Origin of the sequence: Thiorhodococcus mannitoliphagus (genome assembly GCF_010915725.1) — a bacterium.
In the GTDB taxonomy this organism is placed as follows: domain Bacteria; phylum Pseudomonadota; class Gammaproteobacteria; order Chromatiales; family Chromatiaceae; genus Thiorhodococcus; species Thiorhodococcus mannitoliphagus.
Window position 1 is genome coordinate 1 of the sequence record NZ_JAAIJR010000008.1, and the last position, 23663, is coordinate 23663.

Consider the following 23663-nt stretch of genomic DNA (forward strand, 5'->3'; position numbering starts at 1 on the left):
GACTGACTGTCCGGCTTCGATCGGAACGGCTGTCCGCTTTCCTTCGGACTGGGTGTCCGGTTTCACTGGAATACGCACTTAGGGCGCAATAGCGCCGTGCATGACGCCGGATACAGCGCGCTGCCGACCTCTCGGGCGCGCCCTTGGCGCGCAAGAGGTCTTGTGGTGCCGCGGCCTTGCAAAGACCTCAAATGCGGATCCCGCGCGTGCCCAGCTGTCGCCGAACAATGGGGTCTGTTCGGTTCTTGGAGGTCGCGGCCTTCATGAAAACGACAACCCGATCGATGTCGCGAATCACCCCGAGCAAGATGGCGTCGTCGTCGTAGATACCGCGGAGCGACTCGAAGGCGAGGTCCATCAGATACTCGTCCGCTCGGGCGATACCCACGGCGTAGGCGATGTTGCAGGCGAGGCCGCGTTCATGGTGGTGCATGCGGCCTGCGAAGCGCCGCCAGGCGTCCATCCAACCTTCCCATTCCCGTGCCGAGACGTTGCTGCGGCTGGTGCGCAGAAAAAGCACGACCTTCAACATCTCTTCCTGCCAGGCCCAAGGCGGGGAGCCGAGCTTCTTGCGCACGCGCTCCACGACGCGGCCGTGATACTGCACACAATGATCGCACTGGTAGTAGAGGCCGAGTGCGTAGGCGATGTACTCGCGCTCCAGCTCGCTGAGCGTAAAGGGGTCTGACTCGCCTGGCGCGCCCGAAAAGGTATGGGCGTGCAGCTCGTTGAGAACGTCGTTGAAGGGTTGGCCCTGAATGGACTCACGGACTGCTTGACCTTGCACGGATGAAACCTCGCGGAAAACGACTGTTGCTGAGGAATGCTACGCACGCTTCTTTTGCAGTGCAACATTAGAATTTGCTGCTAGACGGACGACTTCAAGTCTCGAGTAACCCTGATTGCACAGCATTGCTGTCAGCATAGGTCGCTCGGGTTAAACCGACTGTGACCTGGATCGCTCAAAGCGATCCATCGCCTTGCCCCTGGCGGCTGAAAGGCTGTGTGCCTGCGCCTTCCTTGGACACGGCCCGAGGCAGGACCCGGTCGAGCGCAGGGGGCTATAATGCGCTCTCCGCACAGGCCTCGGCATGCCGCCGCCGGCCGCCATTCGGGAGTCTCGGATGTCCTCCTCGAGCACCAAGCCTGGCAATCAACCCAAGCCCAAGAAGAATCCTTGGGAGGCGATTGGCCTCTTCGGCGGCAGTGCGCTCTTGGTCCTCGTCGCGCTCTTCATCGCCGCCCAATACGTCAAGCCAGCACCGCCGCGCCAGGTCAGTATCGCCACTGGCGCCGAAGATGGCGGCTACTACCGCTACGCCGAGCAGTATCGTCGCATCCTGGCGCGGCATGGGATCACCCTGGAGGTCATGGCGACCTCGGGCTCGCTCGAGAATCTGGAGCTTCTCTTGGATGAGGATGCGCCGGTGGATCTGGCGTTCGTTCAGGGCGGGGTCGCCACGGCTGAGCAGCGCCAAGCATTGAGCGGCCTTGGCAGCATGTTCTACGAGCCGGTCTGGCTGCTCGCGCCCATAGACACGCAGGACAGCCGCCTGAGCGCGCTTCAGGGTGAGCGGATCGGCGTCGGCCCAGCCAATAGCGGGACTGGCTTCCTTGCCACGCGCATGCTCGCCCAGAGCGGCATCACTGAGGACAATGCAGGGCTGCGCTGGGGCGCGATCGAGAAGCTTGCCGAGCAGCTACGCACCGGTGATCTGAAACTCCTTTTCATGGTCGCTTCCACAGACTCACCCATGCTGCGAGCCTTCGTCGCCGACCCAGGCATTCGCATCCGCACCCTGGCGGAAGCGCCGGCCTACGCCCGTATCGACCGATCGCTCACCAACCTCGCGCTGCCTGCCGGAGCGCTCGATCTCGCCAAACAGCTTCCGGAGACGGATCTTGATCTGATCGCCGCGACGGCCAACTTGGTCGCTCGGCCAGAGATTCATCCGGCGCTCGTGGATTTGCTGATCGAGGCCGCAGTCGAGGTGCATGGTCAGGGCGGGCTCCTGGCTGCGCCGGATACCTTTCCGACGCCACAGCACAGCGATTTTCCAATGAACAGCGACGCCAAGCGGCATTACAAGGACGGCGCACCCTTTCTGCAGCGTTATCTGCCCTTCTGGGCCGCGACCTGGATCGATCGCACCAAGGTCATGCTGCTCCCGCTCCTGGCCCTCTTGTTTCCGCTGTTCAAGATACTGCCGCCGCTCTACGCTTGGCGCATCCGCCGCCGTATCCTGCGCTGGTATGTCGAGCTGCGCCAGATCGACCTCAAGCTCGAGACTGGCAGCCGGGATACTGCCGAACTCGAAGCTTTGGCGGAGCGTCTGGAGCGCATCGAGTACGAGGCCGCACAGGTCGAGGTGCCGCTCTCGTACTCCGATCAGCTCTATGATCTGCGGCTCCACGTTCAGCTACTGCAGCGGCGCCTAAGAAGATTGACAACTCCCCTTGAAACCCAGGAGAACCTCAGTTGGGATGTTTAAGCTTTGACGTCTTGTGAATCCTCCAAGCCTTTGTCGACAATGACGCGAATGAAGAGGCTCGGTGTCCTCCTCGTTGCCGCCCTAGCAGGCTGGGTGGTCACCTTCCTAGCGCTTTGGCTCTATCAGGTGGGCAGCGGCCACTCGGTCTCATCGGCTTGGGTGGTCGCCGGGTCAGACCTGCGCGTCATCGTTGGGACTGGTCGCAAAATCCCGGGAAGTCTGGCGATCACAGCGCTTGGCCCCCGGGGAATTGCGATGGCCCAAGCGCCTGTCCAACCTTTCGATGCGCGCACCTATAGCGACTTGTCGCTCAGTGTCGATGGCCTCGCAGAAGGGCAGACCTTGCAGTTCGTGTGGTCGACTGCCGCCAGTCCAAGGCAGCCGCGCTATCTTGATTTGCCGCTGTTGAACGCCCGCGATCAAGGCATCGAACTGGCAAAAGCGCCTGAGTGGCAGGGGCGCATCATCGCCGTGGGGCTCATCTTGAGAGGAAGGCTCGATCAGCCCGTTAGCCTGCATGAGCTGCGTCTTACGCCGGCTGGTGTCACGCCCTTGACGACGTTGCAAGACTTGCGCGCAAACTGGGTGGGCACCGCCGATTGGAGCGGGCGCTCTCCGAACTTCAATCGCGGCGGCCCTGTGGAATCGCGCTTGCCGCTCGTTCCCATTGTCGCGCTCTGGGTGCTGCTGAGCGGTTTGATCTATTTCGCGATCAACGCGGCGCGTCATGGCAGCCGTGCCTTATCGCCCTACCTCATTCTCTGCTGTCTTGGCTGGGCGGCGCTCGAGACCCGCTGGCAAGCCGAGCTCTTTCATCGGTTGCAGCGAGCCGAAGACAGCTTTGCCGGCCTCAGTGAAGTCGAGCGACAGCGGGCTGCGCCGGACGGAAAGCTATTTGAGCTGGTCGAGCAAATCCGCAGCTCACTACCAGGTGACTCAGACAGGGTGTTCATCGTCACCTCAGACCCCAATGCCGCCATGGTCGGGCGGGCGCGTTATCATCTTCTACCTCAGAACACCTCTCTCGGTCTGCAAGCGCTGCCGTCTGAAAGCGAAGCGCGCCCCGGTGATTTCGTGCTCATGCTGAACCCCGCAAAAAATGTCAGCTTCGATCGCGAGAAGCGTCTCTTGGTGTCTAGGAACCATCAGTTGCCGGTCGCACTCATTCGGTCATGGCGTGGAGCGGGCGAACTGTTTCGGGTCGAGGAGGGAGAATGATGCTCGGCGGCTGGCTCGGCCTTGTCTTCGCAACGCTCCTACCTTGGGTGACTGGTGCCCTTTGGGCTCAAGTGCTGCTGCGCGATCGAAGTGCTGCTGGCTATTTGGCGTCTATCGGTTATGGATATGTGATCGGGGTTACAGGATCTGCGTTCCTGCTTCAGGCGGCAATGGCGCTCGGGCTTCCGCTCGGTTTGATGGCTCCAAGCTTAGTCCTCGTGGCACTCTTGGCCCTGGGTGTTCGGAGGCTAAGCGGTGTAACTGCAAAGGGTGCCGCGCAGCCGCAGTCCGGGTCGAAATTGGCATTCAGCTGGCAGATGGTTCTCTTTGTCGGCTTGCTGTTGTGGCTGTGCCTAAGGGCGTTGGATCTAACACTGGAAGTCTACTGGCGGCCGGTATTGGCATGGGATGCCTGGACGACCTGGCTGTTTCGCGCGCGCGCATGGGCCGAGTTAGGCGAATTTGTGCCCTTCGTCTCCCTCCAAGATTGGCTCTCGGATCCTGCGAACCGCGCTTATACCATTGACGCTTGGGCCTATCCCGATAGGGTTTCCGTCATCGCCCTTTGGTCAACGCTTGGCTACGGGGCATGGGAGGAAACCGCGGCGAAACTTCCCTGGCTTTTTTGCTACGTCGCGCTCGGGCTAGGATTCTACGGCCAGGCAAGGATCTGGGGCTGCTCACCGCTTGGCAGTTTGGTCGGCGTTTCTGGGCTGTTGACGCTGCCCATCCTCAATACTCACGTTGCGCTCGCAGGCTATGCAGACCTATGGATGGCAACATCGCTCGGTTTCGCCAGCATCGCGTTCTTCCAGTGGACTCGCAACGGAGATAGGCGCCAAGGTGCTCTATCGCTGATCATGTTGGTGTCGGCCCTAGGGCTCAAACATGAAGGCGTTGTTTGGGCGCTCGTTTTTCTTCCAGCCCTTGTCGCAGCTAAGATCTCCGGCAGAGTCTTGCTGGGTCTTATTCTCGCTGTATTGCTGCTGGGTGGGGCACTCTGGTTCGCGGGTGGAATCTCGATGAATGTGCCCGGCCTTGGAGGAGTGGTTGTTGGTCCAGAGCTTATCGAGCTGCCTTATCTCGGTCGATTCGACCTTGCTTACCATGATGTGTGGTCGTCGGTGCTGCGGCATCTCTTCGTGTTCGACACATGGCACCTGCTTCCCTACTTCGTTCTCATAAGCAGCTTATTCGCCCTGGTGTTGATCATCAAAGGCCGTGGGGTGCACTGGCTGAATGTTCAGATGATCTTCCTGGCGACAAGTCTTCTTGCCCTTTACGCTTTGTTCTTCTGGACCGATGCCTATCGCTGGGTGGAGAAGGCGACGAGCCTGAATCGGCTGATCCTTCATTTTGTCCCTAGCCAGTTATTTTGGATGACCGCACTCTGGTGTTGGATATCCGCAAATCAGCTGCGACCAGAGAGGCTGTCTGACAAACCTCGGGGCGAACTTATTCGCTAAGAATCCCTGGATCGACGGCGGGGCGAATGAATTCGCCCCGACAGCTCGGGCGATTGCAATATTCAGACAGCCTCTGAGCCATCACGATCTGAGCGAGCACGCGAGGATGTGCGCCGCCCGCTGCGATCGGCGCAGGCTCCCTGATAAACCGCCAAGACCTTCCCCGCAACCTGGCCAATGTCAAAGTGCTTGGCGAGGGTCGCTGGCCCCGCGGCCCCCAGTGCTCGCCGAAGCTCCGGATCTTCTCGCAGAAGCCTCAACTTCTCACTCAGATCTGCGGGGTCGTCCGGCTTGGTTAGAAGCGCGTTATTGGCGAGTCGCGCAACCCAGCCGGTCCCCGATCCTGGAATGTCGCTGACGACAACCGCTTTTGCGAAGCACATGGCTTCGAGCTGCACCAGGCCGAACGCCTCGGTTCTCTCGACGGATGGCAGGCATAAGACGTCAGTCGTCGCAAGCAAGGCGTTGAGCTTGTCCTCGGACTGATATCCGATAAGCTGGACGCGATTCCTCAGGTTTAGGTCGCGGGCCAGGGACGCTAAGTGATCCTTGAGTTCCCCCCTGCCTGCGATCAGGATTCGGCTGTCTTCGACCGTCGCCGCAGCCCGGATCAAGACCTCGTGGCCCTTGTAGTAAGTCAGCCGACCGATGGCGAGCACGCGCAATGTGGCTGACCCCCAGGCGTCTTCTGCTTGCTTGAGGGCGCCTTCCGTAGGTTCGGCGATCCTATTGATGTCAATTCCAAGAGGGATTGTGACGCATCGGCTTAGCCAAGGCCGCAGGGCCTCACTGGATTGCATATAGGGCGGCGATGTCGCGATGATGCTGTGGGCCTTCTCAAGGATCAACCGCTCCAGCGGGCGATAAGCGCCATAGGCGACGGCGAGACGGCGATCTCTTAGGGAAGACACGACATCCGAGTGCCAATGCACGACCCAAGGTAGACGGCGCGCGGCTGGAACGGCGAGCGCGAGCAGTGCTGAGGTATTGGGCAGGTGCAAATGCAGTAGGTCGGGCCGAAACTCGCTTATTGCACGCTTGAGCCAGAATGGAAAGGCTGGGCTGACCGGCGCATAGAGCAGCTGCCCGTAGCAGGGCGCACGATAAACCGTGATACCTCGATCTCCCGATGGGAGCGTTCGATACCCCTGTCGGCGCTCGCTATGCACCAGCACGGCGACCTTGGCGCCGGCTTGAGCCTGCGCCTGCGCAAGGTCGGCCAAAAAGTACTCCATGCCACCCGCGAAGGGCGGAAAGTACTTTCCAATGTGCAAGACGCGCATCAGTCTTCCGTTTGCGGCCGATGCTGCCGGGCGGAGTGTTCGGTCTGGCGACTTGCTCCCGCCGACTGAGACGCCTTGATGCGCGTTTCGAGAATGGCGATATGCTGCGTCAAGCGACGTATCTGGCGCTCTTGGCGAGAGCGCTCCAAATCCATGGTGAGGATCTTGAGCAGCAGCAAGCCGAGGCCGATCACCACGATCAGCATCGGCGGGTAGTTGATGCCCAGATGCCTGGCGATGTAGTCGACGATCCGCGGGAAGGCGCCTAGCAGGATGGTCGCGCCAGCGGCTCCAATCCACCAAAGCGCATAGGGGCCGTGGAGATGATCTCTGCGTACGAGTAAGAGGATGACGGCGCTGATCGTGATGCCAAGCGCCATCGATGTCATTTGATAGGTCATGGCCTGGGCTCGGTGAGATCCTTGATCCGATGCGTGCGCCCGAATCCGACTCGGGCCGCGCAGAGGACGCTCGTTTGCAGCATGTACTTGCCGACCGTCCACCAAGAGTCGAATACTCGCGAGGCACCTTGAGTGCGAGGCGTCATCGCAACATCGACTTCCCGCGTCCGCAGTTTGTTCCGATGGAGGATCAATAGGACGCCGACGTCTTGATAATCCAGCAGCGTCGCCTCGCGCGAAGCCAGAAGCACCATGGACGCCAAGTTGTAGGCGCGAAACCCGGAGGTAATATCCTCGAGCCTCAGGCCCGTTAGCCAGCGGAAATAGCTCCAAGCCCATTTGCGCGCCTTGGAGGCACGCGCAGGGTGAGCGCCGATGACGACATCCGCCTCTTTCGCGGCGATCGGGGCGAGCAGTTGCGCGAGGAACCTTGAGTCGTGCTGTCCATCTCCATCGAGCGTGATGGCGAGGTCATACCCCTGCCATATCGCATAGCGGAAGCCGGTCTGGATCGCGCCCCAGGCGCCGAGCTGCAAGGGCAGGCGGATGACTTCGCTGCCGGCGTCCTCGGCGATCTTCGCCGTGTCATCCGTGCTGGCGTCATCGATGACGATGACGGGGTAGTCCCAGCGCGCGAGCAGCTCCGTGACCACAACGCCGATGGTCGGAGCTTCGTTACGGGCGGGAATCAAGACGACAGGGTGTGCGTCAGCCATGTGCATGCAGAAAGTCGGTTCTTGGTGCCGACGCCAAGCGGGTAGGTCAAGTGTTGCCCCGGAAGCTAGGATCGCTTCTGCGTCCCACCCCTCACGGACCACGACCCTTGGCAGTAACGCCATCGGATAAGGTCGTTTGCCTGTCCGTCGTCAAGGAACCGAGACGAGGTGCTCGGTAGGCTAGGTTGGCGCTTCCGGAAGCCCAAGTCTAACCGAAACTCAAGTGCGGTCGCCCGATTTTCTCCGGCTTGAGGCGGCGACAACGCGATCGTCACCTGCCGTGGAAGTCGAGTGAGGTAGGTCACAACTCTGCGGCGCAGTCCCGATCCGTCAAGCATTGGGCCGGCGAAACGCTTGATCGAGACGTTGGTTTCGCTACACTCTTGCATACAGTATTCTGAGCACTCTAAGCGTGAGGTTGTGGTTTTCACCACACACCTTGCCATCCACTTGAGCAGGGAACGAACCATGACTGTCTTCGCCCGTACCTTGATCGGAGCGAGCCTCGCCTTGCCGCTGGCCGCCAATGCTGAGTCACTTGGTAACTATCCAAGCGACGCGACCTGCGAAGACGCTCGGAATCAGAGCTACGCGGAGGGATTCGCCGCCGGAGACGAGAACGGCTACAACCGCGGCTATCCGATTGGCTTCGGGGATGGCGCGGCTGCCCAGGTTGCTGCGTGCGTGGCCGATCCTCAGGGATGTGGCATCACGCTCGCTTCCTGTATCCCAGACGCCTCCTACGGCGAGACCGAACCCAACGACAACTTCATCACGGCCGACCCGCTCACGCTCGGCGCCCCCTTCTGGGGTCAAAACTATGGCGCGGCCGATCAGGATTGGTTCTACACCGAGACATCCGCGCCGAATCAGAATCTCATCGTCAACTTTTCGGTACCTGATTGGATTGAGGGTGTTAATCTCGTCACCGGAGTCCCTGCCATTTGGAACCTCTCTGTCCGCGACGCTGCGGGAAACGTCTTCGCCAACTTCAACACGAACGTGCTCGGGGCCGTCGAGAGTACGCCGAATGCCGTGACTTACAATGTCACGCTCGGCTTAGTGGGCACCTACTATATCATGATCAAGCCAGTGACCGGCGATGAGAGCACGGCCTACACGTATTCGCTCACAGCCTTCTTGCAAACCCCTGACTTCAATAACAATCAGCCGATTGTCGGATTCTACGATTCCGAGATTGAGCCTAATGATGTCCCGAGCCGAGCCAACCCGCTCGCAACCGGTGTGAGCATGTACGGTCTGATAAATCTCACCTTCAACACGCCGTTAGAATCTGAAGATACCTTCGTCTGGGGGCAAGGTGAGAATGACTGGTATGTGTACAACACGACAGGTAACGAAATCATCACCTTAGGCTTCTGCGCGAAAGAGAAGTGTGGTCCTGGTAACTGGTTTATCGAGGTCTATGATCAGGCCATGGCTCAACGTTGGGAAGCTGGCGAGAGCCGCAACACTTTGACGCCACTCATGGCATTCAACACCGACACGGTCGAAGACCCATCAGCGACTTACCGGATCGGGCTCAAGGATCCGGGCTACTACTTCATGCGGGTCAATCACAAACGCTTATTCGACGCGCCTTGTCTTCTGAATCAGTTCGTCTCGACAACCTCCGAAACCGGCTTTACCGGTTTCTGCGAATGTGCGGAGGGAAACTCCTGTTACATCCCTGCTGATTGCGCGGATGAGGAATTAGGGCTCCTTTGCAACAGCGTCCCGACCGATTGCGTCGTCGGCATCGAACCTGGGTGCGACTACATTGAGAATGTTCCGCCTGGATGCGGTGTTCCCGACGAGGAAGGTAATGTCGAACCCTGCGACACCTATCAGACCCAGGCGCGTTGCGCATGTAGCCAATTCGGCGGCGTTGTGCAGATCCCGGAGAACGAGTACAGCAGTCCTTACAACTTCACCTGGCATGGAACCAAGCTACCCCCGAATACCCTCGATACGGATGCGTACGAGGACTATTTGAATCGGCCAAGTCCCTACAACTAGGCGTCTCGTGCGAAGACTTCATAGAGTGTCCTAGAGGCGAGTCTCCTAGCGACCGGCATTGCCCTACTCATCTGACTTGAGTTTCACAGTTGAGTAGGGCTCTCCCCGGAGCTGTCCCATTAGGCGCCCTCGGCGGCACGAACCGCATCGGTCCCGAGAGATCTCCCGCTCATCGCCCCCACTGCATCCTCTGATTCAACCGCATGGCTGCTGGGAGCGGCGCCCCGCCGCGACGGACGCGCGGTCGCGACGGGGCGCCGCTCCCACGTCGCGTTGTCTGAAGGTGCAGGGTGTCGACTCAAGCGACTAGGCGGTCCGATGATCATCTTCTTCGCGTCCTTTCCTTCTTTGCGGGTCCAATGATCGGACATCGACTGCGAATCGCAGTCGAGCAACCAAGGAGCGGAGCATGCTGAGCACTCGGCAGCGCGGGCATGCCTTGGGTAAGCTCTGCGACGCTCTACACGCACCCCAATGCCTGAAGATCGACAACCGCATGGATACCACTGAGTCAGCGCTCTACCCTATCACCGACCCCTTTGTGACCCACGAGATCGTCGTGGACAACGGACACCGACTCTATGTCGAGGAGTGCGGACGTCCGGACGGCATCCCCGCCCTTTTCCTGCACGGCGGCCCAGGTGCTGGCTGCGAGCCGGCCCATCGCGGCTTCTTCGATCCGACGCGCTATCGCGCCGTGCTCTTCGACCAGCGCGGCTGCGGCCGCTCCGTGCCGCATGCGTCGCTGAATGCGAACACCACCTGGGACCTGGTCTCGGACATTGAGACGATTCGCCAACAGCTCGGCATCGACCGCTGGCTGGTCTTCGGCGGCTCTTGGGGCTCGACCCTGGCACTGTCCTACGCCGAGACGCATCCGGAACGCGTCTCTGCCCTGGTGGTACGCGGTATCTTCCTCTGTCGGGATGAGGAGATTCGCTGGTTCTATCAGGAGGGCGCGAGCTGGGTCTATCCGGATTTCTGGCGAGACTTTCTGGCCCCTATCCCTGCCTCAGAGCAAGACGACTTGCTCACGGCATACCACAAGCGGCTGACGAGCGAGGACGAACAGCTGCGCATGGAGGCCGCGCAGGCCTGGTCGATCTGGGAAGGACGCACGGCCACGATGCTCGGCAATCCGAATGTCGAGGCCCACTTCGCCGACTCCCATGTCGCCCTGAGCCTGGCGCGGATCGAGTGCCACTACTTCGTGAATCAGTCATTCCTGGCACCCGGCCAGCTGCTGCGCGACGCGCATCGGCTGGCCGAGATTCCCGGCGTCATCGTCCAGGGGCGCTATGACCTCATCTGTCCCATGCGTTCGGCCTGGGAGTTGCACCAGGCGTGGCCGGGCGCCGAGCTGCAGGTGATCGCGGACGCCGGACATTCGGCCTTCGAGCCCGGCATCCGGCGCGCCCTGGTCGCCGCGACCGACCGCTTCGCTCGAGCGCTCGGATGATCGGGCTGCTGCAGCGGGTCACTCAGGCCGAGGTCACAGTGGATGGTGAGCGCATCGGGGCCATTGGGGCAGGTCTGATGGTCCTGGTCGGGGTGCAGAAGGGCGACACCGAGACGCGTGCCGACCGGCTGCTCGAGCGCCTCTTGGGCTATCGCGTCTTTGCGGATGCCGATGACCGCATGAATCTCAGCCTGGGCGACATCGACGGCGGCCTCTTGCTGGTGCCGCAGTTCACGCTGGCGGCCAACACGAAAAAGGGCAGGCGCGCCAGCTTCACCTCAGCCGCACCGCCCGACGAGGGTGAGCGGCTGTTCGATTATCTGGTCTCACGGTCCGCTGCCGCCCACACCAAGGTTGAGACTGGCCGCTTCGGCGCGGATATGAAGGTCAGCCTGATCAACGACGGTCCCGTGACCTTTTGGCTGGAGACATGAGGCCAGCATTCGCATCCCGGGGCGCTGGCTCCGTCTCGCGACGGACACTATGATGTTGGTCCTTGATGCGCGATCCGTGACGTCGGGCTCGATGATTGGACCGTCCAATGCGATGTACTGGTCGATCGACGGGGCGCTGTCGGCTCGTAATGGGATATCCAAATCCGGAGGCCCCGCTGATGGACCATGCGGTCCAACGCTGTACTGAGATCTACGCCATCGACCGTTGGGGCGAAGGCTATTTCGGCATCAATGAGCAGGGGCATCTCTGCGCGCGCCCGGACCCAAGGAGCGCGACGGAGATCGATCTCGCCCAACTCTCAGAGGAGATCGCCGAGGCGGGACTCGCGCTTCCGGTGCTGGTGCGCTTCAGCGACATCCTGCGTCACCGCGTGCGCTCCCTTCATCAAGCCTTTGCGGATGCGAGTGCGCACTGCGGCTATCAAGGGGGCTATCAGCCCGTCTATCCGATCAAGGTCAACCAGCAGGCCGGTGTCGTCCGCGAGATCCTGCACTCGGGCGACGCGGGTCTGGAGGCGGGCAGCAAGCCTGAGCTGATGGCCGTGCTTGCCCTGTCGCCGCCGGGCGGCCTGGTCATCTGCAACGGCTATAAGGATCGGGAGTACATTCGTCTGGCCTTGATCGGCCGGCGGCTGGGGCTGCGTGTCTACCTGGTGATCGAGAAGCCCTCCGAGGTGCCGCTCATCTTGGAGGAGGCGGAGCGGCTGGGCGTCGAGCCCCTGCTTGGTGTGCGCGTGCGCTTGGCGGCGGCGGCGGCGGGCAACTGGCAGAGTTCCGGTGGCGAAAAGGCCAAGTTCGGCCTCGCCGCCAATCAGATTCTGCAGCTGGTGAGCACGTTGGCGGAGGCCGACCGACTGGACTGGCTCTGCCTGCTGCATGCGCATCTCGGCTCGCAGATTCCGAGTCTTCAGGACATTCGCGCCGGCGCCGCCGAGCTGGTGCGCTTCTATGCCGAGCTGCGCCGCCTGGGCGCACCCATCGGCATCATCGACGTCGGCGGCGGTCTCGGGGTCGACTACGAAGGGACACGCACCCGCAACTACTGCTCGGTGAACTATGGGCTCGATGGCTATGCCGCGGCGATCGTCACCACCATTGCCGAGGAGTGTCGGCGCGACGGGCTTCCCGAACCGCATCTGCTGAGTGAGTCCGGGCGGGCCATGACGGCCCATCACGCCGTGCTCATCACCAATGTCATCGACCGCGAGCACGCGAGCGGCCAAGCTGTCGAGCCGCGCAGCGACGAGACGGATGCCACGCTGACCGCGCTCAGCCAGCAGCTGCGGATCGCAGCCAAGGGGTCACCGCAGGAGATCTATGCCGAGTCCCGCGAGCTGCTGCACGCTGCCCGCGAGCGATTTGCGCAAAACAGGCTGGACCTGGTCGGCCGGGCACGCGCGGAAGAACTCTTCTTCGCCATCTGCCGCGCGCTCGCCGGGCGATTGGATCCGGGCATCCGCCGGCATCGCGAGCTGGCGGATGAGGTCAACGCACTCCTGGCGGACAAGCTGTTCTGTAATTTCTCGCTGTTCCAGTCTTTGCCCGACATCTGGGCGCTGGATCAAATCTTCCCCATCGTGCCGATTCAGCGGCTCGACGAGAAGCCGACCTCGCGCGCCGTGGTGCATGACCTGACCTGCGACTCGGATGGCTGCATCGCGCACTACGTCGACGAGGGCGGCATCGAGGCCAGCCTACCCGTGCATGCCGACGCCGGCACGCGCGAGCCCTATCTGCTCGGTTTCTTCATGGTCGGGGCCTATCAGGAGATCCTGGGCGACATCCACAACCTCTTCGGCGACACGGATGCCGTCAACGTGGAGTTGGACCCGAGCGCCCCGCGCGGCTACCGCCTGCTTGAGGCCGAGCGCGGCGACACCACGGATGAGCTACTGAGCTACGTCCACTTCGAGCCGCGCGCCTTGCTGACCCAATACAGGCGCAAGCTGGAGGCAACGGGGCTGGACCGCCCCACGCGCGAGCGCCTCTTCGTCGAACTCAAGGCTGGACTCTATGGCTACACTTATCTTGAGACCTGATCGGAGCGCCCGAGATGTGTACTGCAATTCCCTTGGGGCAGTGTGGCGGCGAGGCCGGCAGCCGCTTGGTTCGCTCTCTGCGTGAGCGCCCGCCGCGCAGCGTCAGCTTCGCACTCTCTGCCCGCTTATTGGCGTTGATCCCTGGCCGCGGACGGCTGCTCGGCGCCCAGTCCTGGGGGGTCGCCTGATGCACGAGCTGTCGCTTTGTCAGGCGCTGCTCGATCAGGTCGAGCGCGTCGCCCAGGACCACGGGGCGACGCGGGTGGACCGCATCCTGCTCAAGGTCGGCCCCTTGTCTGGCGTCGAGCCAAGCCTTCTACAGCATGCCTATCCGCTCGCGGCCGCTGGGACCATCGCCGAGGCCGCCGAGTTAGTGATCGAGCCGGCCGAGGTGCGCGTGCGCTGCCTTGACTGCGGCGCGGAGACGGACGCTCAGCCGAACCGGCTGCTTTGCGGCGCTTGCGACAGCTTCAAGACGCGTCTAATCAGCGGTGACGAGATGCTGCTGGCAAACCTCGAGCTGACCATTCCGGACGACGAGCCGACCGTCGGAGTGCCGACCGATGCATTTCACCAAAGGAAGCGCTGATCGAAAATGCGGTTTCCGAGTCACTGCATGTTCCAGCGCTCGGACGCTTGAAAATGGAGGGTCATCCATGGCCCAGACGAGAAACGCAATCAGTCTGCGTTTCCTTAGGATGACAGAAATGCTAAACCTCAATGAGACGATGACGTACACTGCCGTTTTCGCTGGGAGATGCCTATATGTGCGACACCTGCGGCTGCAATATCACACCTGGTAACGAGCACCTCGTCCGCGGCGAGGGCAAGCACGCTAAGACTGCGGATGGTCGTGCAGCGGTCACCGTGCTCCAGGGACTCCTCTCCGAGAACGACCACCAGGCCTCTCACAATCGCGAGCATTTCGACCGTCGCGGGGTCTTGGCCTTGAACCTCATGTCATCGCCCGGCGCGGGCAAGACCAGCTTGCTCGAGGCGACCATCGAGGCGCTTGGCGAGCATATCGGCATCGCCGTCATCGAGGGCGACCTGGAGACCGAGAACGATGCCGAGCGCATCCGCGCCAAGGGCGTGCAGGCGGTCCAGATCGCAACTGGCAGCGCCTGTCACCTTGATGCGCACCTCGTCCACGACGCGCTGCACCGCCTCGACCTGAGCCACATCGATATTCTCTTCATCGAGAACGTGGGCAACCTGGTCTGTCCCGCGAGCTTCGACCTTGGTCAGCATCGTAACGTGACGCTGCTGTCCGTGCCCGAGGGCGACGACAAGCCGGCGAAGTACCCCGTCATGTTCAGGGCTGCGGACCTAGTGCTCTGTACCAAGACCGACCTGCTTCCTCACATGCCGGAGTTCCAACCGGAGCGGGCCGAGCGCTACCTGCGCGATCTCGCCAGCACCGCTCCCTTCGAGGCCGTGTCAAGCCGCGCCTCCGGCGATCTGTCGGCCTGGCTTCAGTGGCTGCAGGACGAGTTGCACGCCCAACGCTCGCGCCTCGAACTCGGCCGGACGATCCGGCCGAACATCCAGAAGGACGGCGAGCGTCTACACGCGGCCCATGACGCCAAGGACCATCATCACCATCACCACCACGAGCATCACGCAGGGCATCATCACCCCAAAGTGACGGCTGAGTAGCTCACCACCTATCGGTTTTATGTAGCCAGGGCTTCCAGCCCTGGCAAACCAGGCCAGGATGGCCTGGCTACGCAGGCTTGGAGCGGCTGTTCCGGTTGATTTCGGGAAACCGATAGGTGTTGAGGGCTGAGTAGAGCGCCACTTGACGCGCTTCCAGTGCGGAGTAAGCACGGACCAGTCCTCGCACTGCCGCCAGCGCCCAAGCATGCAGTGGTCGCGAAGTCCTGTTGTCGAGTCCTTGGCGGACGCGATCTCAGGACGACAAAGCATCGACAGCGTCCCAAGGGGGCCTGAGCGCAGGCCCCATGGACAAATCGTTACTTAGCGTCTACATAGAAAGACTCGGAAATAACGAGCACTACAATCGAACGAGCACTACTATCGGAGGATTCGCGGCTGTGTCTGTAAAGCCCTACAAAGCCCTTTCTGTCTTGACCCTGACCACGGCGGCCACCTTGATGGCCTTCGCCCCGGTAAGCCAAGCCTTCAACTTCGGCAACATGATGAACCCGAGCCGCTGGATGGGGGGCAACAACGACCGCTACGACGATCGCTACGATGAGCCTTACTGGGGCGGACCCTATGGCGGCGGCTATGGCTACCCTGGCGCCTACGGCTCTCCCTATGGCATGCCCTACGGTGCTCCGGGCTTCGGGATGCCGCCAGCCGGCTACGGCGCACCGGGCTACGGAGTCGCTCCCGCGGCGCCTCAGGCTGCACCCCAGGCAGCCTCCAGCAACAGCGCTGAGGTCGAGGCACTCAAGCGACGCATCGAAGAACTCGAGGCAAAGCAGCAGAGCCAGCCAGCCGCCAATGAATGGCCGTCAGCACCCGCGTTTCGTCCCATGAATCAATACTAATTCGTGCTGAAGACTCCAGTCGGCAAGCCCCGCCACAGCGCGGGGTTTTTCATTCCGGACGCGCTCAGCGCTCACCCCCAGTCATCTGATCGCCGCGAGGGTCCGCTCCTGATACCATTCCGCAATCAATCTGGCGGACCCCAACCGCGCCCCGGCACCTGGTCCGGGCGCTCAGCGTGGCCCGAGAATCATCGACAAGGACAGGGGAAACCATGATGCAGCTCACTCGCGCCCTGCTCGCCGTGGCTTTGGTCAGCGTGCTCATCCAACCGGTAAGCTCCGCAGAGCCGGGCTATGCCCGCTACAGCACGGATGCCCCCTTCGAGGACGTCATGGACGGACTGCGAGCCGCCATCCAAGAGCGTGGCCTTTATATCAACGAGATCATGGACATGGCCGGAATGCTGCAGCGAACGGGCGAAGATCTCGGGCTGGGTACGCCGGCCTATACCCAGGCCAAATCCGTCCAGTTCTGCAGCGCCATACTCTCTCACGAAATGACGATCGAGAGCCCTGTACGCATCGTCAATTGCCCCTTCATCATCAGCGTCTATGAGAAGACCGGCGAATCCGGCACGACCTATGTCGCGCATCGAGAGATTTCGGCTCAAGAGCAGGAATCCAGTCCGGCGATGCGGAAGGTCGCAAAGATGCTGAAGGATGTGGCCGAGGCTGCAATCGCCTGGTGAGCCTCGCAGCCCTGCCGACCTTGAAGACAGCGCGATCACGAGCAAGGTAAGGCCGGATGGCGATCGCACGCACGCAAGGCGCCAATCTCGTTGAGATCGCCGTGCGCTACCTCCCGCGGGTGCTTCACGTCCTCAGGACCGAGGGCGCGGGCGTCCTGGCGCGCAAGCTCAAGCGCCGCCTCCAGACCACGCCGCTCGCCATTAAGGGTCCGCCCAGCCTGCTGAGGCTGGAGGAGCCCTTCGCGCCCGTCGCCTTGCCTCAGGTCGAGGCGCCCCTGGCCTCGGTCGTGATCCCCATCTTCAACCAATTCGCCTACACGCACCATTGCCTCTGCGCGCTCGCCCGAGCCGGCGCCGAGATCGACTTCGAGGTCATCCTCGTCGACGACTGCTCGGACGACGGCTCGGCGGAGCGCCTAGCCGGCTATCCCGGGGTGCGCGTCATCCGCAACCGCGAGAACCTTGGATTCGTCGGCTCCTGCAACCGTGGCGCCGAGCTTGCCCAGGGCGATTTCATCGTCTTCCTGAACAACGACACCCAGGTTCAACCCGGCTGGCTGGACGCGCTGGTGGCGACCTTTGGCGAGGCCCAAGACGCGGGCATCGTCGGCAGCCGGCTGATCTACCCGGACGGCCGTCAGCAGGAAGCGGGCGGCATTCTCTTCAGCGAGGGTTCGGCCTGGAACTACGGCCATCTCGACGACCCCAACAAGCCGCAGTACAGCTATCGACGCGCCGTCGACTATTGCTCCGGGGCGGCGCTCGCCGTCAGGGCGGATCTCTTTCGAACACTGAGCGGCTTCGACGCGGCCTTCGCGCCGGCCTACTATGAAGACACGGATCTTGCCTTCCGCGTCCGTGCCGCCGGCTATCAGGTCTACTATCAGCCGCTCTCCGTGGTCGTCCACTTCGAGGGCGTCTCCGCTGGCCGCGACGAGGGCGCGGAGAGCGGCCTCAAACGCTTCCAACGCATCAACGGCGAGCGCTTTCGCGAGCGCTGGGCCGAGGAGCTGGCGACCTATGGAACTCGGGGCGAAGATCTCGAACGGGTCAAGGAGCGCCGCGTCGACCGGCGCGCCTTCATCGTCGACAACTATATGGTGACGCCCGATCGGGAGTCCGGATCCCTGAGGATGCTGAATCTCTTTCGCATCCTGCAATGCATGGGCTACAAGGTGACCTTTGCCGCGGCCAACCTCGAGGCCCCCCAGCCCTATGTCGCGAATCTTCAGCGGATTGGCGTCGAGGTGCTCTACCGGCCCTATGTGCGGTCCATCCCCAGGTACCTCTCTGCCCGTGGCGGCGACTACGATCTCGTCATGCTGAGCCGCGCGGATGCGGCCGCGCAGGTCATCGCGGCGGCGCAACGCCATTGCAGCCGGGCGCGGATCGTCTTCGACACCGTCGACCTGCATTTCCTGCGCGAGCAGCGCCTGGCGGAGCTGAAAGGCGACCGTGCGACGCGCGTCGTCGCGGAGGTGCGCAAGCGCCAGGAACTCGACCTCATGCGGCAAGCCGACATCACCCTGGTCGTTAGCGAGGCGGAGCGTGACCTCCTGACCCGCGAGGCAAGCGACGTCACTGTCCGTGTCGTCTCCAACATCCACCAAATCTTCGGCTCTGCGCGCCCAATGCGCGAGCGACGGGACCTGCTCTTCATCGGCGCCTTCGCGCACCCGCCCAACCGCGACGCCGTGCTCTTCCTCTGTCATGAGGTCATGCCCCTGATCCGCGCACGCCAAACCGGCATCAAGCTGCGCGTGATCGGCGCCGATCCGCCAAGCGAGATCCTGAACTGCGCGGCAGAGGACATCGCCATCCTCGGCTACGTCCCCGAGGTTGCGCCCCATTTCGCCGACTGCAGACTCTCGGTCGCGCCACTCAGGTACGGCGCCGGCGTCAAGGGCAAGATCAATCAGAGCCTGGCCCACGGACTCCCAGTGGTCGCCACCCCGATCGCCGTGGAGGGGATGCATCTCGTCGACGGAGAATCCGCCCTGATCGCCGACAGTGCTCAGGACTTTGCTACGGCCGTGCTGCGGCTCTACGAGGACGAGCCGCTCTGGCAGCGGCTTTCCGATGGCGGACTTCGGGTGATGGAGGCGCATTTCAGCTTCGCCGCCGCCGAGCGGGCGCTGCGGGAGGCCCTGGCCGTGGAGTCCGCGCCATGACTGCCTCAGTCGCCCCCCAGGTTTCGGTCATCGTCGTCAACTACAACGCCGGCCCGCTCCTCAGCCGCTGCGTTGGGGCCGTGCTGGGCTCGGACATCCCGGTCGAGGTCGTGGTCAGCGACAACGGCTCGACCGATGATAGCTTGACCCTGCTGCGAGCGACCTGGGGCGCAGAGGCCCGGCTGACCCTGATCGAAAACGGCGCCAACCTCGGTTTCGCGAAGGGCAACAACAAGGCGCTTCCACATACCCAGGCCGACTACCTGCTCTTCCTGAATCCAGACTCTGTGGTCGAGCCCGCGACGCTCGGTCGGGTGCGAGCATTCCTGGAAAATCGCCCCGACGTCGGGATGGCGGGCTGCCTGGTCCTGGATCCGGATGGCTCCGAGCAGGTCGCTTGTCGGCGCTCGATTCCGGATCCCTGGATCGCGCTCAAGCGCATCCTCCATCTGGATCGCTTGGGCGGTTCAAGGGGGCGTCGTCTGAACCACTCCTTGGAGCCCCTTCCGCAAGGACCCATCGAGGTCGAGGCTATCTCGGGCTCATTCATGATGGTGCGCCGCGCGGCGCTCGACGAGGTCGGCCCGCTGGACGAGGGCTACTTCCTGCACTGCGAGGATCTGGATTGGTTCGTGCGATTCCATGAGGCCGGATGGAAGATCGCCCTGGTGCCGAGCGCAGGGGCGACGCACTACAAGGGCAGCTGCAGCACCAGCACACCCATCGCGGTCGAGCGCCACAAGCATCGCGGAATGGAGCGCTTTTTCCGCAAGCATCAGGCACAGCAGTATCCGCGCGCCTTTGGCTGGCTCGTGATCGTCGGGATCAGGCTGCATTTCGGGCTCAAGGCGCTCGTGCTGGCGGCTCGGCACTCATGGCGAAACCGGGGCCGGAAGGCGCCAAGATGAGCGCGGCCGAAGACAAGGACCTCGGGAAGATCCTGGTGACCGGCGCAACGGGTCAGGTCGGCCGCCGACTGGTTGCGGCCCTGATCGAGCAGGGCCAGGCGGTGAGCGTGCTGACCCGCTCGCGCGAAGCCGCGACGGACCTCTGGCCGCAAGGGCGGGTCGAGATCCTAGAAGCGGACCTGACAGCGCCGAGCACACTCGGCCTTGCGGACCTGGACCAGATTGACACCCTCTTCCACTTGGCGAGCTACTCACCAGGCGCCCAGGAGCCAGACATCTACAACGCACCCAGTCACTGGGAGGTCACGGCCAAGGGCACTCAGAACCTGACTGCCCGACTAAGACAGTCGCGGGTGCGGCGTATCGTCTACCTGAGCAGCATCAAGGCGATGGGCGACCAGGCCTGCAGCCTCGGGCGGCCGGCGGACGAGTCGACCGCGCCGCAGCCGGACACGCTCTACGGACGCGCGAAGCTCAAGGCAGAGCAGGCGGTGCTCGAGTTGGAAGGCATCAACGCCATCAAGACCAGTGTCATGCGGCTGCCCATGGTCTATGGCATCGGTGACGCGGGCAATATCCCGCGTATGATTGCCGCCATTGCCGCCGGTCGCTTTCCACCCTGGCCCAGGATCGAGAACCACCGCTCGGCGGTCCATGTCGACGACGTGATCGCCGCCGCGATCCTCATCGCGCGCAGCCCAAAGACCGCCGGGCAGGTCTATTGCGTGACGGACGGCGGAGGCTATTCGACGCGCTGGATCTACGAGCAGATCCTCTGCGCACTGGGGAAGAAGATTCCCGGCTGGACGGTTCCGCTGAGCCTGCTGCGACTGGCTGCCGGGGCAGGCTCGGCGGCGGAGCGCCTGCTCGGCCGCCGGATGCCGCTGACCTCGGAAGGCCTGAGCAAGCTCACGGGCGATGCTTGGCTTTCATCCGACAAGCTGAGGTTGGAGCTAGGCTTCACTCCCAGGCATAGCCTGAGGGGCGAGATCCCGCGCTTGACGCAGGCGTTGCGGGCGAGACCTTCTCCAGGACCTGAGCGACCGCGCGATCCGTAAGCGGATTCTGGCTCAGCAGGCGCGCCCTGCCCCGGCGCAGATGATCGGCCAGGCTCCCGGCCGCCAGGGTCATGGCGTTCTCACCCTGGCGATTGGTAAAGAGGAAGACGCGCCGGAACTCGCTCACCCAGTTGAGCCGGAGCGTACTGCGCGTCCCGCGCTCGCTGTTGAACTCGACCCAGGCGCCCACCTCCAGCTTCTTCACCAAGCTCATGTATTCATCGTCCGGGGGCGCTGCCGGCTGACTCGGCGGCTCTGGGATCAAGGCCGAGAGGTCTTCGGACTCCTCGGCAGCGTCATCGTCGTCGAGGTTGGAGAGCGGATCGGCGACCGACATGGAGGGCGGCTGCAGGGAACTCCTGGACTTCGACAGGGGCTCGGCAAAGCCACTGCGCGGCCCCTGTGGATAGAGCTGTGGCGGGGCGTCTTTGTGCAGTGCAGACACGTGCAGCTGGATCAGCTCACTGAAGAAACCGTCCCAAGCGCCCTGCAGGCCGACCCGTCCCAGCCCCTCACGCAGCCCCTTGAGCATTGCCGGCAGCATGACCACCAAGCGGTCTCGGTCCTGTGAGCTGGACTTGGGCTCGACGCTCCAGATCAGCTCGTCCATATGCCGCAGTGCCTCCTTCCAGGCCTCACCGGACTCGCCAGCCCTGACGAATGCCTCGACCAGCACTAGCCGCCAGTGGCGTGTGATGAAGTCCGCGAGCAGCGGGGGCAAGCGACGGCGATTGATCCTCAGATCGACCTCGGCGCCGACGCGGCCCGCGGCCATCTCCTTGCGCTCGCGCGCCTCGAGCTCATCGACCATGTTGTCGGCCTTGCTCTTGGCGGCGACCTCTTCCTCGTGGAGAAAGTTGTTGAGGACGGCCAGCTGGCTCTCGAAGACCTGGACATCGGACTCGAAGCCCTTGAGGATCGCCTCGACCACGGCGCGGATCTTTTCCGTCAGCCTTGGCTGGTCCTTGTCGCCGCGGCCGATGCCGGCATGTGCGATGGCATCGAGCAAGCGCCTCGCGGGGTGGTTGCGGTCGGAGAAGAACTGCTTGTCGATTAGGGCGACCTTGAGCACCGGAATCTGCAGCTTTGCGATCTCCGCGCGCACGCTCGCCGGCAAGTCCGGGTCGTTGAACATGGCATCGAAGAGCATGCTCACGATGTCCATGGTCATGGCATCCATGGGATGCGACCAGCTCGCCATTGGCGTTGCACGCAGCTGCTGCAGTGCGTTGCCGGCGAAGGGATCGATCTGGACCGAGCCCAGCCCTGGCATCTGACTGGGGTCGACAGGGCCTCGCTGGAGATTACCCAGCGCCTCGACCAATTGGTTGCTCGTGAAGGAGTTCGCCCCGGCGCCGCCATGCCTGACAGGCATGCCGCCACCGGGCATGCCGCCACCGGGCATACCGCCACCGGGCATACCGCCACCGGGCATCCAGGCGCCGCCACTCGGCCCTGCGCCTTGGCCGTGCATGCTCTGTATGGCGCTCAGAAGCTGATTGAAGAGATCCTGACCTGTTGTCCCGCCTCCAACGCCGCTGCCACCGCCTTGTTGCCCAGGCGCGGCATAGCCGGCCGCCGCGTAGCCCGCACCGCCCATTGAGCCGCCGCCCTGGCCTGAGCCTGAGTAGCCTTGCTGCTCCTCTGGCGCTTTCAGCGAGATATTGGGTAGGACACCTGTCTCGGCGAGATACCTGTTGATGTCGGCGTAGATGGCCGGCAGCTCCGGCCCGGTATGGCGCTCGAAGGACTGCAGCAGCGCCAAGGCGACATGAGGGACGAGGTCCATGCCCGTCAATGCCTGCAGCATCGACTTGTAAATAACACCTGGGTGGAGGGGATTGTCGTCCTGGGTGATGCGCGGCACCTTGAGCAGGGCCGCAATCCGCCTGTCTAGCGCGACCAGTTGCTGAGAGCAGTTGAAGGCGGCCCGCGTGGTCAGCTTGGTGATGGCAAGGTCTTGCTCCAGATCCTCGTCCTCGACCAGGCTCAGCTCGGTGGGAAGCTGCAAACCCTGGGTTTGAGACGCGTTGTCACCCTTCAAGACGGACTCGAACTCGCGCGCGAAGCTCGCCTGAAACTGCTGTAGCAGTTGAGGCGCGCGGTTGGAAAGCACTTGAGTGGCTGTCAGGCAGGTCTGCTGATGCTCCAGGCTGGTTGCCCGATCCGCCAGTGAGAGGAACTCGTCATTCGCCCGCCCGACCTGACGGGTGAAGACGGCACTCATGCGGTCGATCAAGCGATCTCGACAAACCGCGAGTATGGCAACCGCATCCTCGAACATTGCCGTGGTCAAGTGGCTCTCTCTACCCCCGAAGGGAACGACATTGGAGCTGTTGTTTTCGGCCATGATGTGGATACTGAGTGAACGAGAAGTTCAAGGCTTTGTTGGGTCATCTTTGGCCCGGAGCGGCATAAGCAAGGTGTAGCTCGACAGCCACCCGCGGCCGATATGCCAAGACCGAGCGCACAGTGCTGAGACTGCCGCAATCTCAGTCTAGAGACTGGTGCAGCATCTGTTTGCAAACGAGCTCTCACTTGCTTGAGAAAGGCTTTGACCAGCGCGCGTCACATCCGTTTCAAATGACCGCGTTGGGCGATGGTACGGGCATCAATGGGCCGCAAGCGTGACGGGGTTCGCGATATCGGCCGTCGCAAACCCTCGAGAACCGGGTTTCGGACCAAAGGCACCAGGGCCAGCTGAACTGACTCAGGCCATCGAAGCAGGACGTGAATCAGGCCGCAAGTCCGCGCGCGTCCAGTCTCGCGT

Annotated in this window: 20 protein-coding genes; 15 read left to right on the forward strand and 5 right to left on the reverse strand. The window is 62.7% G+C overall.

Going from position 1 to position 23663, the window contains the following annotated elements; genetic code table 11:
* Positions 1-187: 187 nt before the first annotated feature.
* Positions 188-787: a hypothetical protein gene (locus G3480_RS03235; protein WP_164652237.1), complete on the reverse strand. Its 600-nt coding sequence runs from the start codon at positions 785-787 to the stop codon at positions 188-190.
* A 337-nt stretch (positions 788-1124) separates the two neighbouring features.
* On the opposite strand from G3480_RS03235, the gene G3480_RS03240 reads away from it, so the two are divergent.
* Genes G3480_RS03240 through G3480_RS03250 form a run of 3 tightly spaced genes read left to right on the forward strand, consistent with a single transcriptional unit; the run spans position 1125 to position 5176 of the window.
* Positions 1125-2492, forward strand: a complete 1368-nt coding sequence (locus G3480_RS03240; protein WP_164652238.1) for a TAXI family TRAP transporter solute-binding subunit — start codon at positions 1125-1127, stop codon at positions 2490-2492.
* A 48-nt stretch (positions 2493-2540) separates the two neighbouring features.
* Positions 2541-3710 carry a hypothetical protein gene (locus tag G3480_RS03245; protein WP_164652239.1) on the forward strand — a complete coding sequence of 390 codons (1170 nt, stop codon included), beginning with the start codon at positions 2541-2543 and terminating at the stop codon, positions 3708-3710.
* Positions 3707-5176 carry a hypothetical protein gene (locus G3480_RS03250; protein WP_164652240.1) on the forward strand — a complete coding sequence of 490 codons (1470 nt, stop codon included), beginning with the start codon at positions 3707-3709 and terminating at the stop codon, positions 5174-5176. Before G3480_RS03245 ends, G3480_RS03250 begins: the two co-directional genes overlap by 4 nt.
* A gap of 62 nt (positions 5177-5238) precedes the next feature.
* On the opposite strand, the gene G3480_RS03255 is transcribed toward G3480_RS03250, so the two are convergent.
* Genes G3480_RS03255 through G3480_RS03265 form a run of 3 tightly spaced genes read right to left on the reverse strand, consistent with a single transcriptional unit; the run spans position 5239 to position 7582 of the window.
* Positions 5239-6459: a glycosyltransferase gene (locus G3480_RS03255; RefSeq protein WP_206171467.1), complete on the reverse strand. Its 1221-nt coding sequence runs from the start codon at positions 6457-6459 to the stop codon at positions 5239-5241.
* Complete coding sequence (locus tag G3480_RS03260; protein ID WP_164652241.1) at positions 6459-6860, reverse strand: DUF2304 domain-containing protein; 402 nt, start codon at positions 6858-6860, stop codon at positions 6459-6461. Before G3480_RS03260 ends, G3480_RS03255 begins: the two co-directional genes overlap by 1 nt.
* On the reverse strand, positions 6857-7582 hold the full coding sequence (locus G3480_RS03265; protein WP_164652242.1) for a glycosyltransferase: 726 nt from the start codon (positions 7580-7582) through the stop codon (positions 6857-6859). Before G3480_RS03265 ends, G3480_RS03260 begins: the two co-directional genes overlap by 4 nt.
* A gap of 462 nt (positions 7583-8044) precedes the next feature.
* Between G3480_RS03265 and G3480_RS03270 the strand changes: the two genes are divergently transcribed.
* The 12 genes from G3480_RS03270 (at position 8045) to G3480_RS03325 (ending at position 20893) form a co-directional block, all read left to right on the forward strand.
* Positions 8045-9595 (forward strand): hypothetical protein, encoded by a 1551-nt coding sequence (locus G3480_RS03270; RefSeq protein ID WP_164652243.1) that lies wholly within the window; start codon positions 8045-8047, stop codon positions 9593-9595.
* A gap of 496 nt (positions 9596-10091) precedes the next feature.
* Positions 10092-11054: a prolyl aminopeptidase gene (gene pip / locus G3480_RS03275; protein WP_164652297.1), complete on the forward strand. Its 963-nt coding sequence runs from the start codon at positions 10092-10094 to the stop codon at positions 11052-11054.
* Positions 11051-11488, forward strand: coding sequence for a D-aminoacyl-tRNA deacylase (dtd, locus tag G3480_RS03280; protein WP_164652244.1), 438 nt, complete (start codon positions 11051-11053; stop codon positions 11486-11488). The genes pip and dtd overlap by 4 nt, the downstream gene beginning before the upstream one ends.
* A gap of 179 nt (positions 11489-11667) precedes the next feature.
* A complete protein-coding gene (speA, locus tag G3480_RS03285; protein ID WP_164652245.1) occupies positions 11668-13548 on the forward strand; it encodes a biosynthetic arginine decarboxylase in 1881 nt (626 codons plus the stop codon).
* A 14-nt stretch (positions 13549-13562) separates the two neighbouring features.
* On the forward strand, positions 13563-13736 hold the full coding sequence (locus tag G3480_RS03290; RefSeq protein WP_164652246.1) for a hypothetical protein: 174 nt from the start codon (positions 13563-13565) through the stop codon (positions 13734-13736).
* Positions 13736-14137, forward strand: coding sequence for a hydrogenase maturation nickel metallochaperone HypA (gene hypA / locus G3480_RS03295; RefSeq protein WP_164652247.1), 402 nt, complete (start codon positions 13736-13738; stop codon positions 14135-14137). Before G3480_RS03290 ends, hypA begins: the two co-directional genes overlap by 1 nt.
* Before the next feature lie 176 nt (positions 14138-14313).
* Complete coding sequence (gene hypB, locus G3480_RS03300) at positions 14314-15207, forward strand: hydrogenase nickel incorporation protein HypB (RefSeq protein WP_164652248.1); 894 nt, start codon at positions 14314-14316, stop codon at positions 15205-15207.
* A 398-nt stretch (positions 15208-15605) separates the two neighbouring features.
* Positions 15606-16067: a hypothetical protein gene (locus tag G3480_RS03305; RefSeq protein WP_164652249.1), complete on the forward strand. Its 462-nt coding sequence runs from the start codon at positions 15606-15608 to the stop codon at positions 16065-16067.
* A gap of 212 nt (positions 16068-16279) precedes the next feature.
* The gene (locus tag G3480_RS03310) at positions 16280-16756 is read left to right on the forward strand and encodes a DUF302 domain-containing protein (RefSeq protein ID WP_164652250.1); all 477 of its coding nucleotides are present in this window, start codon (positions 16280-16282) and stop codon (positions 16754-16756) included.
* 56 nt (positions 16757-16812) lie between these two features.
* Positions 16813-18927: a glycosyltransferase gene (locus G3480_RS03315; protein WP_164652251.1), complete on the forward strand. Its 2115-nt coding sequence runs from the start codon at positions 16813-16815 to the stop codon at positions 18925-18927.
* Entirely contained in the window at positions 18924-19835 is a 912-nt protein-coding gene (locus tag G3480_RS03320; RefSeq protein WP_164652252.1) for a glycosyltransferase family 2 protein, read from the forward strand. Before G3480_RS03315 ends, G3480_RS03320 begins: the two co-directional genes overlap by 4 nt.
* Positions 19832-20893, forward strand: coding sequence for an NAD-dependent epimerase/dehydratase family protein (locus G3480_RS03325; RefSeq protein WP_164652253.1), 1062 nt, complete (start codon positions 19832-19834; stop codon positions 20891-20893). The genes G3480_RS03320 and G3480_RS03325 overlap by 4 nt, the downstream gene beginning before the upstream one ends.
* Here G3480_RS03325 and G3480_RS03330 read toward each other — a convergent pair.
* On the reverse strand, positions 20796-23189 hold the full coding sequence (locus tag G3480_RS03330; protein ID WP_240905555.1) for a DUF1631 domain-containing protein: 2394 nt from the start codon (positions 23187-23189) through the stop codon (positions 20796-20798). The genes G3480_RS03325 and G3480_RS03330 overlap by 98 nt on opposite strands.
* Positions 23190-23663: the final 474 nt, after the last annotated feature.

Coding starts and splice junctions, on each gene's coding strand:
- G3480_RS03240 (WP_164652238.1), top strand. CDS start 1,125: ATGTCCTCCTCGAGCACCAAGCCTGGCAATCAACCCAAGCCCAAGAAG.
- G3480_RS03315 (WP_164652251.1), top strand. CDS start 16,813: ATGGCGATCGCACGCACGCAAGGCGCCAATCTCGTTGAGATCGCCGTG.
- dtd (WP_164652244.1), top strand. CDS start 11,051: ATGATCGGGCTGCTGCAGCGGGTCACTCAGGCCGAGGTCACAGTGGAT.
- G3480_RS03260 (WP_164652241.1), bottom strand. CDS start 6,860: ATGACCTATCAAATGACATCGATGGCGCTTGGCATCACGATCAGCGCC.
- G3480_RS03265 (WP_164652242.1), bottom strand. CDS start 7,582: ATGCACATGGCTGACGCACACCCTGTCGTCTTGATTCCCGCCCGTAAC.
- G3480_RS03255 (WP_206171467.1), bottom strand. CDS start 6,459: ATGCGCGTCTTGCACATTGGAAAGTACTTTCCGCCCTTCGCGGGTGGC.
- G3480_RS03325 (WP_164652253.1), top strand. CDS start 19,832: ATGAGCGCGGCCGAAGACAAGGACCTCGGGAAGATCCTGGTGACCGGC.
- hypA (WP_164652247.1), top strand. CDS start 13,736: ATGCACGAGCTGTCGCTTTGTCAGGCGCTGCTCGATCAGGTCGAGCGC.
- G3480_RS03250 (WP_164652240.1), top strand. CDS start 3,707: ATGATGCTCGGCGGCTGGCTCGGCCTTGTCTTCGCAACGCTCCTACCT.
- G3480_RS03270 (WP_164652243.1), top strand. CDS start 8,045: ATGACTGTCTTCGCCCGTACCTTGATCGGAGCGAGCCTCGCCTTGCCG.
- G3480_RS03290 (WP_164652246.1), top strand. CDS start 13,563: ATGTGTACTGCAATTCCCTTGGGGCAGTGTGGCGGCGAGGCCGGCAGC.
- hypB (WP_164652248.1), top strand. CDS start 14,314: ATGTGCGACACCTGCGGCTGCAATATCACACCTGGTAACGAGCACCTC.
- pip (WP_164652297.1), top strand. CDS start 10,092: ATGGATACCACTGAGTCAGCGCTCTACCCTATCACCGACCCCTTTGTG.
- G3480_RS03310 (WP_164652250.1), top strand. CDS start 16,280: ATGATGCAGCTCACTCGCGCCCTGCTCGCCGTGGCTTTGGTCAGCGTG.
- speA (WP_164652245.1), top strand. CDS start 11,668: ATGGACCATGCGGTCCAACGCTGTACTGAGATCTACGCCATCGACCGT.
- G3480_RS03320 (WP_164652252.1), top strand. CDS start 18,924: ATGACTGCCTCAGTCGCCCCCCAGGTTTCGGTCATCGTCGTCAACTAC.
- G3480_RS03245 (WP_164652239.1), top strand. CDS start 2,541: ATGAAGAGGCTCGGTGTCCTCCTCGTTGCCGCCCTAGCAGGCTGGGTG.